General features: G+C 50.6%; 17 protein-coding genes. 13 read left to right on the plus strand and 4 right to left on the minus strand.

The window, feature by feature from the left end; genetic code table 11:
* Positions 1-116: 116 nt before the first annotated feature.
* Positions 117-569: a DinB family protein gene (locus VFK44_15075; GenBank protein HET7629694.1), complete on the plus strand. Its 453-nt coding sequence runs from the start codon at positions 117-119 to the stop codon at positions 567-569.
* On the opposite strand, the gene VFK44_15080 is transcribed toward VFK44_15075, so the two are convergent.
* Complete coding sequence (locus tag VFK44_15080; GenBank protein ID HET7629695.1) at positions 566-1,369, minus strand: Cof-type HAD-IIB family hydrolase; 804 nt, start codon at positions 1,367-1,369, stop codon at positions 566-568. The genes VFK44_15075 and VFK44_15080 overlap by 4 nt on opposite strands.
* Before the next feature lie 196 nt (positions 1,370-1,565).
* Here VFK44_15080 and VFK44_15085 point away from each other — a divergent pair, with 196 nt between their 5' ends.
* From VFK44_15085 to VFK44_15095, 3 genes are all read left to right on the plus strand, one after another.
* Positions 1,566-1,886, plus strand: a complete 321-nt coding sequence (locus VFK44_15085) for a metal-sulfur cluster assembly factor (protein ID HET7629696.1) — start codon at positions 1,566-1,568, stop codon at positions 1,884-1,886.
* Between the two features lie 187 nt (positions 1,887-2,073).
* Complete coding sequence (locus tag VFK44_15090; GenBank protein ID HET7629697.1) at positions 2,074-2,535, plus strand: molybdenum cofactor biosynthesis protein MoaE; 462 nt, start codon at positions 2,074-2,076, stop codon at positions 2,533-2,535.
* On the plus strand, positions 2,536-2,772 hold the full coding sequence (locus VFK44_15095; protein ID HET7629698.1) for a MoaD/ThiS family protein: 237 nt from the start codon (positions 2,536-2,538) through the stop codon (positions 2,770-2,772).
* A gap of 7 nt (positions 2,773-2,779) precedes the next feature.
* Here the strand turns inward: VFK44_15095 and VFK44_15100 are convergent, their stop codons facing one another.
* Positions 2,780-2,932: a hypothetical protein gene (locus tag VFK44_15100; GenBank protein HET7629699.1), complete on the minus strand. Its 153-nt coding sequence runs from the start codon at positions 2,930-2,932 to the stop codon at positions 2,780-2,782.
* A gap of 243 nt (positions 2,933-3,175) precedes the next feature.
* Here VFK44_15100 and argC point away from each other — a divergent pair, with 243 nt between their 5' ends.
* From argC to VFK44_15130, 6 genes are all read left to right on the plus strand, one after another.
* Positions 3,176-4,213, plus strand: a complete 1,038-nt coding sequence (argC, locus tag VFK44_15105; GenBank protein ID HET7629700.1) for an N-acetyl-gamma-glutamyl-phosphate reductase — start codon at positions 3,176-3,178, stop codon at positions 4,211-4,213.
* A gap of 40 nt (positions 4,214-4,253) precedes the next feature.
* Entirely contained in the window at positions 4,254-5,489 is a 1,236-nt protein-coding gene (gene argJ, locus VFK44_15110; GenBank protein ID HET7629701.1) for a bifunctional glutamate N-acetyltransferase/amino-acid acetyltransferase ArgJ, read from the plus strand.
* Positions 5,452-6,285, plus strand: coding sequence for an acetylglutamate kinase (gene argB, locus VFK44_15115; protein ID HET7629702.1), 834 nt, complete (start codon positions 5,452-5,454; stop codon positions 6,283-6,285). The genes argJ and argB overlap by 38 nt, the downstream gene beginning before the upstream one ends.
* Complete coding sequence (locus tag VFK44_15120; protein HET7629703.1) at positions 6,282-7,421, plus strand: acetylornithine transaminase; 1,140 nt, start codon at positions 6,282-6,284, stop codon at positions 7,419-7,421. The genes argB and VFK44_15120 overlap by 4 nt, the downstream gene beginning before the upstream one ends.
* Before the next feature lie 203 nt (positions 7,422-7,624).
* Positions 7,625-8,539, plus strand: coding sequence for an ornithine carbamoyltransferase (gene argF, locus VFK44_15125; protein ID HET7629704.1), 915 nt, complete (start codon positions 7,625-7,627; stop codon positions 8,537-8,539).
* A gap of 92 nt (positions 8,540-8,631) precedes the next feature.
* Positions 8,632-8,880, plus strand: a complete 249-nt coding sequence (locus VFK44_15130) for a hypothetical protein (protein HET7629705.1) — start codon at positions 8,632-8,634, stop codon at positions 8,878-8,880.
* 38 nt (positions 8,881-8,918) lie between these two features.
* Here VFK44_15130 and VFK44_15135 read toward each other — a convergent pair whose 3' ends face one another.
* On the minus strand, positions 8,919-9,731 hold the full coding sequence (locus tag VFK44_15135) for an undecaprenyl-diphosphate phosphatase (GenBank protein HET7629706.1): 813 nt from the start codon (positions 9,729-9,731) through the stop codon (positions 8,919-8,921).
* Positions 9,732-9,971: 240 nt separating this feature from the next.
* Here VFK44_15135 and VFK44_15140 point away from each other — a divergent pair, with 240 nt between their 5' ends.
* Positions 9,972-10,829, plus strand: coding sequence for a hypothetical protein (locus VFK44_15140; protein ID HET7629707.1), 858 nt, complete (start codon positions 9,972-9,974; stop codon positions 10,827-10,829).
* Between the two features lie 214 nt (positions 10,830-11,043).
* Positions 11,044-11,784, plus strand: coding sequence for a hypothetical protein (locus VFK44_15145; GenBank protein ID HET7629708.1), 741 nt, complete (start codon positions 11,044-11,046; stop codon positions 11,782-11,784).
* 205 nt (positions 11,785-11,989) lie between these two features.
* Here VFK44_15145 and VFK44_15150 read toward each other — a convergent pair whose 3' ends face one another.
* Positions 11,990-12,289: a YppG family protein gene (locus VFK44_15150; GenBank protein ID HET7629709.1), complete on the minus strand. Its 300-nt coding sequence runs from the start codon at positions 12,287-12,289 to the stop codon at positions 11,990-11,992.
* Positions 12,290-12,487: 198 nt separating this feature from the next.
* On the opposite strand from VFK44_15150, the gene VFK44_15155 reads away from it, so the two are divergent.
* Positions 12,488-13,420: a beta-ketoacyl-ACP synthase III gene (locus VFK44_15155; GenBank protein ID HET7629710.1), complete on the plus strand. Its 933-nt coding sequence runs from the start codon at positions 12,488-12,490 to the stop codon at positions 13,418-13,420.
* Positions 13,421-13,425: the final 5 nt, after the last annotated feature.

The following is a 13,425-nucleotide window of genomic DNA, read 5'->3' on the forward strand; positions in this document are numbered from 1 at the left end:
TTCACCCCCCGTGCGTAGTTTTTCTCGAATGGTGAATTTTTATTTCAACCTTTGTGGACGTATCCGCGTGCAAAAGGTATGATGAACTCAAAAAGACTTGGAAATGGGGTTTACGAATGAACGATTTGACACAAGCGGCGGCGGAATTGCTGAAGGAAACGTTTCAAGGGGCGACAGAACAAGGAAGCTGGTACGTCACGACGGAGAAGAATGCCGGAATATTTGGCACGCTGGAACAGTTGTCAGCCGAACAAGCATCGATTTCACACGGCGGAGCTACGATTGCCGCGCACGCCGATCACATTCGTTATTATTTAGAGGTCGCGCGGACGTATATTCGCGGCAAGGAACATGAAAGAGACTGGGGAAAGAGTTGGAAAATCGATCACGTCGACGAATCCGAATGGTCAAAAATTCAACAGGCGTTGCGCGAGGAATATGAGGCGATGCAAGCGGATTTGCAAGCAGGATTTTGGCAAGACGAATACAAGACGAACGTGCTCGCCGCTCTCGCCCATTCTGCCTACCACCTCGGCGCGCTGCGGCAAATGATAAAACCGGTTTCTTAAAGAAACCGGTTGATATAATGAGCAATGCCATCCTCTTCGTTTGATCCCGTCACGTAATCAGCGGCGGCTTTCAACGGTTCAATCGCGTTTTCCATCGCGACGCCGCGGCCGGCCCACGCGATCATCTCCATGTCGTTGTCCTCGTCGCCGAATGCCACGACCCGCTCTCGCGGAATGCCGAGAGCGGCGGCGACTCGTTGCAAGCCGACGGCCTTGTTCACGCCCCCGCGCACGATCTCGACAAGATGGTAGGGCGCGCCCCATGAGCGCTGCTCAATCACTTCTGCATGCGCTTCGCTCAACAGCTCGCGAAGGTCGGTTGCACTTTTTTCTTCGGGGTAGACGACGATCGACGTCGGGTCGTCCTTCACTAACGTTCCGAGATTTCCGGTGTGAAACGTCGGATCTCCCTCCCCAAACGCTTCAATGAAAAAGGCGTCATGCGTTTTTAAGTAAACATCGTCGATTACCTCGACGATAATATTTTTTACACGGAACGCTTCGCATGTTTCGATGACTGTTTTGGCGATGTCCAACGGAATCGGTTGGTGGATGACTCCCCAGTCGCGGTCGAGCGGGTGATGGACGAACGCTCCGTTGAAATTAACGATCGGCGTATCGAGGTCGAGCATTTGATAATACGCTTCGCTCGCACGGAATGGCCGTCCAGTCGCAATCACGACTTTATGCCCCGCTTTTTTTGCAGTAAGCAATGCGTTTTTCGTTTTCGTTGAAATGGTTTTTTCCCCGGTGAGCAAAGTCCCGTCCAAATCGACGGCAAACAAATACGGCTGGTCCATAGAAACTCCTTCCATCGCTAGTTCGTTTTCATCATTATAAAGCAACTTTCCCGGTGACGAAAGCGAATTTGCGCACGACAGCTGATTTTGAGGCATGTGTAAACGCGTCGGTTCCCGTCGAAATGGTTTCAACATCATGCCAAAAAGGTTATACTGAAAGTACAACAAGACGTTATCGAAAAGAGAGGTGGAAACAATGGCAGAGGAAAAAGAACAATTGAAAAAACAAGCAGCCGAAGCGTTGGAAAACGTCATTGACCCGGAACTCGGCATCGACATCGTCAATCTCGGACTTGTTTACGGCGTCGACGTTGACGAAGAGAACAATTGTAAGGTGACGATGACATTAACGGCGATGGGTTGCCCGTTGGCTGCGACGATCCAGGAAGATGTCAAACGAGCGTTGTCGACCGTAGATGAAATCAATGACGCGGAAGTGGAAATCGTTTGGAATCCGCCATGGTCGAAGGATAACATGTCTCGTTATGCGAAAATCGCACTCGGTCTTCCGGATTGATCGATCGGAAAACACTCTCGGCGAGGGAGTGTTTTTTTGCCTTTACGGCACTGACGTGCCAGCGAAGCCGTCGAACAGCGGCCAAGGCACGTAAAAGTCGACAGAAGGCGGCAAAACGCGAGGCATACTGGCGCGAAGCCTGCACCTGCACATTTAGCGCAGGCCGCGGCTGAAAAGGAGGATGCAGATGGGCGATGATCGGTTTCGGATCACGAAAACGACTATTTCAATGGAAGCCGTCGTCGATCAAGTCGTTCACCGGAACGCGGGAGCTGTTTCAACGTTTATCGGCACTGTACGGGAAATGACAGGCGAGAAGCGGACACTGTCTTTGCAATATGAGGCGTACGTGCCGATGGCGGAGAAACAGTTGGCGCTGATTGGAGATGAAATCGAACGCCGATGGGCGGGTACGAAAGCAGCGATCGTTCATCGGATCGGAAAGCTTGCCGTTTCCGATGTCGCCGTCGTCATCGCCGTTTCTGCGCCGCACCGGAACGAAGCTTTTGAGGCGAGTCGTTATGCGATTGAACGAATTAAAGAAATTGTTCCGATTTGGAAGAAAGAACAGTGGGACGACGGAACGAGCTGGGTCGGCAACCAAAAGGAAACGGTCGCTTATACGGACGCAGAAGAAGGAGAAGGATAAATGGTACAGCTTTTGTTGTTTGCCGGATTGCGGGAAAAAGCAGGCACCGGGACCATCCCGTGGAATGAAGTTCCAATTAGTGTCGGTGAATTAAAACAAAGATTGCGCGAGCACTATTTCGACGGGTCGTCGATTGACGGCATCATGATCGCCGTCAATGAGCAGTACGCGCATGATGAAACGGAGATTCGCGATGGGGATACGGTGGCACTCATTCCGCCAGTTAGCGGGGGATGAGCGGGTGTCAGCCGTTATCCTTTTTTTTATTGTCCTGCTGTTTCTCATCGCAGTCGTAACATAAATATTCGTGGCCGGGGAGCAAAATTCCGTTGAAAAATCCGTTTTCACAGTACACCGCTTTGTTGCAAATTTTACATGTGCCGATGAATTCCTTCATAATTATCACCTCTTATTTATGGTATTCGCCATCCGGCGCCATTGCTCCTGCATAAAAGCGCTTACACATATTCTTGTATAAAAATACAAACACCGATACAATTATTCCGATAAATTCAGTAATAACGCACAATTTTTAAAAAAGATATTGATTTATTATACGTTATTATGTATAATTCATGATCAAACGCAAGTGAACTCTCCTTCGGCAGAGGGTTTGCTTTTTTCATTTCAGGAGGACGTTATGCAGATTGGAATTGTTGGGGCTACAGGATATGGAGGGGCCGAATTACTGCGGGTTTTGCATCGACACCCGGAAACAGAGATGCTTCATCTCTATTCATCGTCGCAAGCAGGCGAGGATGTTCGTGTCGTTTTTCCTCATCTCGGGAGGCTCGGGAAAGTAGAGCTTGAACCGATTGAGCCGGTGGTGATGGCCGGGAAGCTGGATGTCGTATTCATCGCAGCGCCGCCGGGTGTTTCCGCCGAGTTAACCCCTTTGCTCGTGGAGAAAGGCTTGCGGGTGATTGATTTGTCAGGGGATTTTCGCCTTCGCGATCCGCACATTTATGAAACATGGTACGGCCGGAAAACGGCTGCAAAGAAATGGCTGGATCATGCGGTATACGGATTGACGGAATGGAACAAGCCATCGATCGCCGAGGCGGCATGCGTGGCTAATCCTGGATGTTTTCCAACCGCTTCGCTTCTCGGATTGCTTCCGCTCGTAAAGCGGCGATACGTGAATCCGGAATCGATTATCATCGATGCGAAGACCGGCGTTTCCGGGGCAGGAAGGGGATTGTCCTCGGCCGTTCACTTTAGTGAAACGAACGAAAATTTATCGATTTACAAAGTCAACAGCCATAAACATACGCCGGAAATTGAACAAGTGCTGCACGACCATAACGACGACGTCGCTGCCGTCACGTTCAGTCCTCATCTTGTTCCGATGACACGGGGGATTTTGGCGACGATTTACGGTACCGTTTCGCCGGGCGTGACGCCGGAGGCGCTGAGGGAAGCTTTCCTTGAAAGTTACACCTCTTGTACGTTCGTTACGATCCGGGAGCAGGACCGGTTCCCGTCAACGAAAGAAGTGTATGGATCGAACCAATGTGACATTGGGTTGGCGTTTGACGAGCGAACGAAACGCGTTACGGTCGTTTCGGCGATCGACAATTTAATGAAAGGAGCCGCAGGGCAAGCCGTCCAGAACATGAATGTGATGTTTGGTTTCGATGAGTCCGCGGGGCTGGAAGCGTTGCCGGTATTTCCATAGACACGAAGTTCAAGTCGAATGGATAGGAGAGGAGAACGAGATGACAATCGTAACAGGAACGGAGACAACGATTGTAAAAAAAGCAGATGGGAGCATAGCATCGCCGCAAGGGTTTTCAGCGAGAGGCATTCATACCGGGATGAAGAAAAGAAGAAACGATCTCGGTGTCATTCTTTGCGATGTCGCGGCGGAAAGCGCCGGCGTGTATACGTTAAGCAAGCTTCAAGCGCCGCCGTTGAAAGTGACGAAGCAGACGTTGGCGAAGGACGGTTTGTTGCGTGCCGTCGTTATTAACAGCGGCGTGGCGAATGCGTGCACGGGCGAGCGCGGCTACGAAGATGCGTATACGATGCAACAGACGACAGCGCGTTGTTTCGGCGTTCCAGAAAGCCAAGTGGCCGTCAATTCGACGGGAGTGATCGGCGAGTATTTGCCGATTGACACGATTGTCGAAGGCATCGAAGAGCTCGCTCAAGTGGAAGCAGCAGACGGTGCGGACGCGTTTTGCGAAGCGATTTTGACGACGGATACGGTGACGAAGCAGACGTGTCATGAAGCGGTGATCGACGGGAAGAAAGTGACGATGGGCGGCGCGGCGAAAGGTTCGGGGATGATTCACCCGAACATGGCGACGATGCTGGCATTCGTGACGACCGATGCAAAGGTGGAGCGCGGCGCGTTGCAAACGGCGTTAAAGGAAGTGACGGATTTGACGTTCAACCGGATTACGGTGGACGGGGATACGTCGACGAACGACATGGTGCTGGCGATGGCAAGCGGTTTGGCCGGAAACGAGGCGTTATCGCCGGAGCACCCGGAATGGGACGTGTTCGTGGAGATGCTTCGGCAGACGTGCGAGGCGTTGGCGAAAATGATTGCCCGCGACGGTGAAGGAGCGACTAAGTTGATTGAAGTGGCCGTGAGCGGAGCGAAGAACGATGTGGAGGCAGGCAAAGTAGCGAAGCAAATTGTCGGGTCGGACCTCGTCAAGACGGCGATGTTCGGGAGGGACGCCAACTGGGGGCGAATCATCGGTGCCATTGGGCAAAGCGATGCCGAAATTGATCCGGATCACATTGATATTTCGCTTGGGGACATTCAAGTATTGAGTGACAGCCGGACGACAGCATTTTCCGAAGCTGACGCTGCCGCTTATTTAGGTGAAGAAACGATTCACGTATTCGTTGATTTGCATGTCGGAGACGGATTCGCAAAAGCATGGGGATGTGACTTGACGTATGAATACGTACGAATCAACGCCAGTTATCGCACGTGAAGAGACGGTGCCTGAAACGCGGGAAAGGATCGTGATCAAATGCGGAGGCAGCATTGTCGGGCGGTTGACGGACGATTTTTATAAAAGTATTCGGGAAATGCAGCTGGCCGGCTATGCGCCGGTCATCGTGCATGGCGGAGGGCCGGACATCGACGTGATGCTGCAGCGGCTCCAAGTGCCTTCGGAATTTGTGAACGGCTTGCGAAAAACGGATGCCCGCGTCATGGACGTCGTTGAGATGACATTGTCCGGCATCGTCAATAAGAAACTTGTGCGGAAATTGAACGAATGCGGCATTCAGGCGGTCGGTCTTTCGGGATGCGACGGACGGCTGCTCGAAGCGGAGCCGATTGATGAAGAACGGCTTGGGTTTGTCGGGAAAGTGGCGAAAGTTAACGAGCCGCTGTTGCGTGCATTGCTGGATCAAGAGATTGTCCCGGTCCTTGCGCCGATCGGATTTCACCCGTCCGGAGAACGCTATAACATCAATGCGGATACGGCGGCTGCCGGTGTCGCTGCTGCCATCGGGGCAGAAAAATTGGCGTTCGTCACCGACGTTCCGGGTATTTTAAAGGGCAGCAAATGCTTGGCTTCGGCAACGGAAAGAGAAATCGCCGACATGATTGACGACGGAACGATTACGGGCGGAATGATTCCGAAAGTCCAAGCGGCGTTGGATTGTTTGAAGCAACGTGTGCGAGAGGTGATGATCGTGTCGGGGGAAACAAAAGTCATCCAACGAGGAAAAATCGTCGGTACGGCCATTTACATTGAAGAATTGGAGGGAAGGCGATGAGCCGCTTGTTTCCGAATTACGGCCGTTGGGAGTTGGCTCTTGCATCCGGTAAAGGCGCTCATGTCGTTGACACCGACGGCAACGCTTACCTTGATTTTATTTGCGGGATCGGCGTGACGAATCTCGGCCATTGCCATCCAGACGTCACCGAAGCCGTTCAAGCCCAGCTTCATAAAGTGTGGCATGTTTCGAATTTGTTTCAAATCGAGTCGCAGGAAGAAGTCGCCCGCAAGTTGACCGAGCATTGTTCCGGAGACGCAGTCGTGTTTTGCAACAGCGGGGCGGAAGCGAACGAGGCTGCAATGAAGCTCGCGCGAAAACATACAGGCAACCATAAAATCATCACCTTTGCCGGTTCTTTTCACGGCCGCACGTTGGCAACGCTTGCGGCGACCGGTCAAGAAAAAGTGAAAACCGGATTTGGTCCGCAGTTGGAAACGTTCATTCATGTGCCTTTCAATGATATCGAAGCGTTGCGAGAAGCAATCGACGATGAAACGGCGGCGGTCATGGTCGAGGCCGTTCAAGGCGAGGGCGGGATTCATCCGGCCGATGCCGATTTTTTGGCGCAAGTGGAAGTCGAATGCCGAAAGCACGGAGCGTTATTGATCGTCGACGAAGTGCAAACCGGCATCGGGCGGACGGGAAAAGCATTCGCGTATCAGCATTACGGAATTTCGCCTGATGTCATCACGGCAGCGAAAGGACTCGGGAACGGCTTTCCGGTCGGTGCGATGATCGGTAAAGCAGAGTTGGCCAACACGTTCGGCCCTGGCACGCACGGAAGTACGTTCGGGGGAAATCCGTTGGCGATGGCTGCAGCTTCAGCGGTGCTTGATGTTGTTTTCCGCGACGGGTTTCTTTCCGAAGTAGAAAGAAAAGGGCGATGGTTAATGCAAATGCTGCATGAACAACTGCAAGACGTTCCAGAGGTGACAGCGGTCCGCGGCAAAGGGTTGATGGTCGGGATCGAATGCGAAGAGGCGGCGGCGATCGTGACGAAGGTAAGGGAGAAAGGATTGCTCGTTTTGCTTGCCGGTTCGAATGTTGTCCGGCTGCTGCCGCCGTTGATCGTTACGGACAGCGAGCTCCGCGAAGCGGTATCGGCTATCGTTGAAGCTTTCGACAAAAAATGAATAGAATATACAAATCGAGATAAACGCCGAATTTCAAAAAATGTGTTGATAAATAAGTTTTTTTAAGATAAAATAAGAATACTCGCAGCACATATTGCTGCATAATTTATTCGTATATATGTATAAAAATACAATTCTTCGAATAGATTGGATGGAAAGGAGGCGGTCCCTTGATCGCTTTGGCATTGAAAGATAACGAAATAATGAATTTGAGCGGAAAAGATTTGTTGACATTGGCGGATTACAGCAGCGGCGAAATTTACGGGTTGCTTGAGCTTGCTGAACAATTGAAGAAGGAGAGCTATTCGCCGTTATTGATAGGCAAATCACTCGGCATGATTTTCGAGAAACCTTCCACGCGTACGCGCGTTTCGTTTGAGGTGGCGATGACACAGCTTGGCGGTCATGCGCTGTACTTGAATCCTGCCGATTTGCAGCTCGGGCGCGGTGAAACGATTTCCGACACGGCAAAGGTGCTGTCACGTTACGTGGACGCGATTATGATCCGCACGTTTGAACAAGAAAAAGTCGAGCAGTTGGCGGAGGGGGCGGACGTCCCCGTCATCAACGGCTTGACGAACGACTATCATCCATGCCAAGTGCTCGCTGATTTGTTGACGATCAAAGAAAAGTTCGGCACGATTGCAGGCAAAACGCTTGCGTACATCGGGGATTGCAATAACATGACGCATTCGTTGATGATTGGTGCGGCGAAAGTCGGCATGAACGTGACGATCGTTTCTCCGCAAGGCTGCGAGCCGAGTCAAAAGATCTTTGGCGATGCGAAACAAACGGCTGCCGGGACCGGTGCGGCAATCACCTTGACGAACGATCCCGTTGAGGCGGTGGAGACGGCCGATGTCATTTATACGGACGTATGGACGAGTATGGGAGACGAAGAAACGTCCGAGCGCATTGAAAAATTGGAGCCGTTTCAGGTGAACGCAAAGCTGTGGGCGCATGCGAAGAAATCTCCCATTTTTATGCACTGTTTGCCCGCACACCGCGGCCAGGAAGTGAGCGCAGAAATCATCGACGGTCCGAATTCGGTCGTCTTTGACCAGGCAGAAAACCGCTTGCACGCGCAGAAAGCATTGCTTACTGCATTGATTGGTTGATTCAGCTTAATACAATACGGTATCGATCATCGACGGCCGGCCCCTAAACAGGGGTCTTTTTTTTATAAAGATTGAAAACAGGAGGAAAGGCCGTGAACGTGACGATCGATCAAATCATTCGCCAATTGCAATACAAAACTATGGAAAAACTCGACAGCGTAAAGCCTGTCGTCATTAAAAACCTTCATTATAAAATTCAAGATTTGAACGTCAGCGAACGAAAGGGGACGATGAACGTCGGATTGACGGGAGAAGTAGACGGCGAAACGTTTGCGAAATGGGCGGGAGAAGGTGAACCAGGGCAGAGCGGCAGCGGATCAGAAAATGACAATAAAGAATGAACCCCCCGGAGGCTGCAGCAGCTCCGGGGGTATTCGCATTACAAAAAGAAAAGCACGACGGTTCCGGCAATGAAGCAGTAGATCGTAAAATATCCGAGGTTTCCCCGTTCCATGATTCCCATTAACCATTTCAGCGAAAGGTAGGTCGCGCCAAAGCAAATAAGGAAAGAAATGATGTAAGGAATGAGCAGTCGATGAAAGGATGGATCTTCCAACATTTTCGGCAGCTCAAGAATGATGCCTCCAACGCTGACAGGAATATAGAGCAAAAAGGAAAAACGCAAAGCCGTTTTTTGCTTCATGCCGACCCCCATCGAGGCGACGATGGTGGCTCCTGACCGGCTGATACCGGGAATTAAGGCGACCGCTTGGGCAAGTCCGACGATCCAAGCGTCTTTCAGGGACAAGTCTTGATCGTTTTTCCTGCCGCGCAAATTACGGATGAGCCATAAAGCGATGCCGGTCACAAACAACATGAGACCAATCATCGTCACCGTTTTAAAATGATCGGCAATGTAATCGTTGAACAATACACCGAGAACACCGGCCGGAATCGTTCCGACAATCAAATAAACGATAAACATGAACTCATCTTTTGAGTCTTTATGGCCGCGAACGGCATAATTCACGCTGTGGTTGAACAGGCGAATGATATCTTCTCGGTAGATGACGAGAACCGCCAACAACGATGCGGTATTAACGAACACTTCAAAGCTGAGGCCGGGAATTTTCATGCCTAACAAATGTTCTACAAGGATGAGATGGCCGCTCGAAGAAATCGGGATCGGCTCGGTGATCCCTTGCACAAAACCTAGAAAAACGTACTTTAATAGAACAAGTAAAGACTCCATCTTTTCCTCCGTCCGTCAGTCGAATTGTCGAATTGAAAGAGGGCTTGACCGTACTTTATTATTATTGCGATTCATTGGGATGCTGTAAAGACTTTTTTCGCCATAAAATAGACCGCGCATGGCCGGACATCGTATACGCCCATTTTATGCTCGTCCTTTCAACATATGCCCTAAGGGTGAATATCATGGAATTGAATCAGGAGGCACCTCGCAAAGGGGATTTTCATAGGAGGTTAATGTATGGATCAATACGAAAACAAGAGTCCAGAAAACGTAAGTCCTGCAAATGTCGGTCCGAATGAAATGCCGCAAAACGTAAGTCCCGCTGCCTTCGGGCAAAACATCCCGACGGGCTATGCACCGCAGTCGGTCAGCCCGATGGGCATGGGAGCAAATGCAAATCCGAATTTGCTGCCGCAAGGGATCAGCCCGGCGCACATGGGAGCAAATTTCATGCCGCAAGGGATCAGCCCGGCGGAGATGGGCGCGAATTTTATGCCGCAAGCGGTCAGCCCCGCATACTCGGGCGCGCCCGGATTTGAGAGTCCGGCGATGAAATCGCCGTGCGGCAAATCGAATATGATGCCGCAAGGGATCAGCCCGGCGGAAATGGGAGCGAATTTCATTCCGCAAGGGATCAGCCCGGCGGAAATGGGAGCGAACTTCATGCCGCAGGGTGTCAGCCCAGCACAGATGGGAGCGAACTTCATGCCGCAAGGAGTCAGCCCAGCGGAAATGGGAGCGAACTTCATGCCGCAAGGGGTAAGTCCGGCTTATATGGGTCCCGAACACAAAAAGAAGATGTATGACTTGGCAAAGAAACACATGAATCAGCATGTGACGATCAATACGGTCGATGGAAACCAGTTTAATGCATATATTAAAGACGTCGATGCGGAGAATCTATATATTGAAATCGAACCCGAGGGGAATGAGTCGTTCGAGAACGAACAGCGCGAAGACGAACAAGATGAACGTCTCTGGGGATATCCCGGCTTCGGCTATGGGTACCCTTACGGATTCGGATTCCCGGGATACGGATCGTTTGTCATCCCTCTTGCATTCCTGGCAGGTCTCTCGGCCGGAGCCATCTGGTAATCAACGATGCATCAACCGTTTTGGCGGTTGATGCTTTTCTTTTGCAAGAAGATTGGTCGACTCCGGAAAGTCCAATGCTCTGCAGGCCGTGTTGCTTAAGCTTCGGTCGGTTCTTGCTGCCGCGGAGATGAAAGCCCGAGTGGCCAGATGCCGTTTCATGATTGTCCCCCGCGCCATAGTGTGTACAACAAAGAAAGCGAGGCGAGGGGGAACTATGACTTACTTGAAACGGGTATTTCAATTGGACGAACAATGGTGTCATGTCCGGCTTCCGGATCATCCTAACGGGTATTGCGTAATGATTCTCGGAGATTTGAACCATTTCGTGAACGAATCGCGCAGTTTGTGGGAGGAATCGGAACAGCGGCGTCATCTAGTCGAAACGCTGTTGGATAACGGTTATACCGTTTTCTATTCTCACTTGTACGGAGCCCATTGGGGAAATGATGATTCCATCAAGCTGTCCGAAGATTTGATTCATCATGTTTTGTCCAAAGGGATCTTAAACGAAAGAATCCATCTGCTGGCCGAAGGAATCGGTGCGTTAACGGCTCTAGGTTTGATGGAGAGAAACGGACGGAAAATCCGTTCCGCGGCATTCGTGAATCCGTGTCTCGACCTGAAAGCATATGTAAATGAAGCGGCGGAAACGCGATGGTCTTACAAAAAATTAATAAAACAGTTGGCGGATGCGTATCAATTACCTGTCGAGTCGATTCACGAAGTGATCGAAGACAAGCACGACATAACGGCTTTGAATGCGAAAGTCCCGGTAAAAATTTGGCATTCGACATCGAGTCACGTTTATCCATTCAAGGTACACAGCAGGGTTTACGCGGCATACAGAAAGAAGCAGGGGGCGCCCGTTAGTCTGCTGCTGCATTACCCGGAAAAGCGTTTTTATTTTAACGAACCCTTGGTTGCGTTTTTTCATAATCATGAGGCAGAATTGTAAATGGAAATCGCTGGGCGAAACGATCGGGGCCATGTGTACGAATGTGTTGCAACAGTAAGGGAATTTCTATACGATAAACGTAGTTGACGAATCAATCATCGTTCTCTTGCCGACGTTTTCGTTATTCCGAGTTGAGCACGTTTTTTCGGAGGTGAAGATCCCGCTTGCAATGGGCATGAAAAAACCGCCGGCGTTCCGGCGGGAATTATTTCTTTTTTGAAAGCAAATCGATGATGGGGCCGAGTTTCTTTAAAGCGGGGCCGACCTGGTTGGCCATTTTCATTGCTTGATCGACGCCGCCTTTAATTTTGTTCATGTCCAAGTTGCCGTCCTTCGTCATGAAAGGGCTGAGAATCGACTGAAGGGTGTCATTTGCATCGCTGGTTGGCTTGGCCGATTCTTTGTTATTTTGTCGCTGGTTTTGTTGCGGCGGGGCCGGCGGAGTTCCGAACAAGAAATCCGACCACGGATCCGCAGGTGGACGTTGATTTCTATCGTCTGCCATTGGTAAACCTCCTTCGAGTACGTCTTTCTGCCATCGTATGTAGATGAGAACTTTCCATACAGGGCGGGAACCCCTGAAAATAACAAATTAGGCGTAGTTCTCCATGGACAAAACGAGTGAAATCTATTAAAATTATGACCTAGTCATAATATGAACTATCAACACATCATCAACCGTTAAGCGGAGGGAGCAAATCGAATGAATGTCGGGATTTTGGGAATCGGAAGATACGAGTCGGAGAAGGTTTTAACCAACAAAGACCTTGAAGGAATGATGGATACATCAGACGAATGGATTCGAACGAGAACTGGGATTGAGGAACGGCGCGTGGCACCTGAAGGTGTCGATACATCGGACATGTCGTACGAAGCAGCGAAAAAAGCTTTGGATGCGGCCGGGCTTACGGCGCAGGAACTTGATTTGATTATCGTCGCCACCGTAACGTCTGATTACCCGTTTCCGTCGGTCGCTTGCATGATTCAAGAGCGTCTCGGTGCCAAGCAGGCAGCGGCATTTGATATTGGCGCAGCATGTGCCGGATTTATGTACGGCATGATCACAGCGAAACAATTCATCGAAAACGGCGTCTATTCGAAAATCCTTATCGTAGGCGCAGAAAAACTAACAAAAATCATCGATTGGACCGATAGAAGTACTGCGGTATTGTTCGGGGACGGTGCCGGGGCAGTCATCCTTGGCGAAGTGTCCGAGGGCAAAGGGATCCTATCTTTTGAACTCGGAGCCGACGGTTCGGGTGGTAAACATTTATATCAAGATGAATATATAAAAATGAACGGACGCGAAGTGTTCAAGTTCGCTGTCCGGCAAATGGGTGAGACGGCCGTAAATGTGATCGAGAAAGCCGGTCTTACAGCTGAAGACATCAATTTCTTCATTCCGCATCAAGCGAACGTGAGAATCATGGAAGCGGCAAGGCAGCGCCTAGACGTTCCGAAAGAAAGAATGGCTTTTTCCGTTCATAAATACGGGAACACATCATCCGCCTCGATTCCGATCGCGCTCGTGGAGGAACTCGAAAAAGGAACGATAAAAGACGGGGATCTTATAGTACTCGTCGGTTTCGGCGGGGGCTTGACTTGGGGCGGCATAGCCCTTCGCTGGGGACAATAGAAAGG

Source organism: Bacillales bacterium (assembly GCA_035700025.1).
Taxonomy (GTDB): Bacteria; Bacillota; Bacilli; order Bacillales; family DASSOY01; genus DASSOY01.